Genomic DNA, 1,705 nt, shown 5'->3' with positions numbered 1-1,705 from the left:
AGCCTCGATCCACCGATCGGCTTGGCGTGAGGCGGTGATTCCGGATTGGCTTGGTGCTGGGCTATGTGGGCGTGGTGGGGTGTCCCGCCTCGCTGCGGGGGTGTTCCACTGGGGTTTGTCTGGGCGGGCCGTGGTTCGGCGTGGTGGTCAGGGCGTGGCGGTGGTGGGTGGTCCGCAGACTTGGCTGAACAGCGCGGTCCAGTGGTGTTGCCAGGGCCAGCCGAGCGGTAGGTGGAGGGTGATGCGGCGGGCCGACGATGCGATCCGGGCAGCGATGTTGATGAGTTTGCGGCGGATGGTGCCGGTGGTGGACTTGGCGAGTTCGGTGCCGGTGAGTGTGGCGGCGGCGCGGGTGAGATTGAACGCCATCACCGCGAGCACCAGCCAGGCGGCGTTCGCGGCGAACACCCCGGACGGCAGGTGCGCCAGCGCTGAGTCCTTCAGGTCGGCGTTGACTTGTTCGATGATCGCGTGCCCGCGGTGAATCTTGTCGACGGTGATGGTGTCCATCGCCTCGGTGCCGACGGTGGTGAAGAAGGCGTGGAACCGCCACACGTCGAACAGCGCGTCCTGCTGCCCGGCCGTCTTGTTCTTGCCGGTGTTGAGGTCCGGGATCCGGCGGACCACAAGCCGGCCCGGCACCCGCTCTTTCTTGGCCCGGGAGGCGAACGCGGTGAACGGGATCTCGGCGACCTCGGCGCGGGAGACCCATTGGCCGGTGGGTTCGTCGTAGATCGCGTCGGTGTACTCGATCGGCGTCCAGGCGTCGTCTGCGATGGTGGCGATCGTGGCCTTGATCCGCTTGTCGAGGCGGACGGTGACCGAGACCTCGGCGCCGGCGCGGACCGCGGCCAGCACCAGGCCGCGTCCGTAGAACGCCGAGTCGGCCCGCACCAGCAGCCCGCCGGGTGATACTCCACGCAGCCCGCGCGCGGTCTTCAACGCGTCGGTGACCAGGCGTTTGGCGCCGCGCGGCGAGCCGCACGATCCCTTCCGCAGCCGCTGCGCCACGATCACCGGCGCGGTGCCGGCAGTGGTGACCGTGGCCAGCAGCGCGTTCAGGCCACGCACCCCGGAGTACCCGAACCCCGCGCCCTGCTTGGCATAGCCGTGCACCTCGACGATCGTGTCATCGACATCGACCAGCACGAACTCACCATCACCGGCCGCGCCGGCCTGGCCGACCAGCGGTGTCCGGTCGGCCAGCCCGGTCAGGAACCGCGACGCGACCGCGTCGAGCTGGCGGACGTGGCCGAAGGTGAAACTGCGCAGGAACGATCCCAGCGTCGACGGCGCGTAGGCGCGGCCGAACACCCGGCCCATTCCGCCGTGCCGAAGCTGCGCCATATCGTCGATGGAGTCCGCGCCGGCCACCATCCCCGCGACCAGCGAGGCGACCTTCAGTCCCGCATTCGCGCCCTTGTCCGTCGGCACACTTAACCACTCATCGGCAAGCTCCCGCAGCCTTGCCGACTCCGCCAACGCCATCCCCGGAACCAGACCAGCCGACGACACCAGATTCGGATCATCGAACGTCGCGCGAACGGCCCGCGGCCTGTGAGACAGTTGCACTCGACGGATGCCCTTCGTGCTCGGCGATCTGGAACCCTAGACAAGTCCCAATCTCCCAGCCCGCAAGGGCATCCTCGCGTTACGGCACGCACACCCCACCCAACTCACCTCAAACCATCGGTGGATCCAGGCT

At 68.6% G+C, this 1,705-nt stretch carries 1 protein-coding gene; it reads right to left on the bottom strand.

The genetic code is table 11. The features are described 5' to 3' along the window. Positions 1–147: 147 nt before the first annotated feature. The gene (locus ACIBGM_RS45250) at positions 148–1,572 is read right to left on the bottom strand and encodes an IS1380 family transposase (RefSeq protein WP_396389124.1); all 1,425 of its coding nucleotides are present in this window, start codon (positions 1,570–1,572) and stop codon (positions 148–150) included. Positions 1,573–1,705: the final 133 nt, after the last annotated feature.

It is taken from the genome of Kribbella sp. NPDC050470 (assembly GCF_044458365.1).
GTDB lineage: Bacteria > Actinomycetota > Actinomycetes > Propionibacteriales > Kribbellaceae > Kribbella.
The sequence above is the reverse complement of the archived record's forward strand: the minus strand, read 5'-3'. Positions and strand labels throughout refer to the sequence as shown.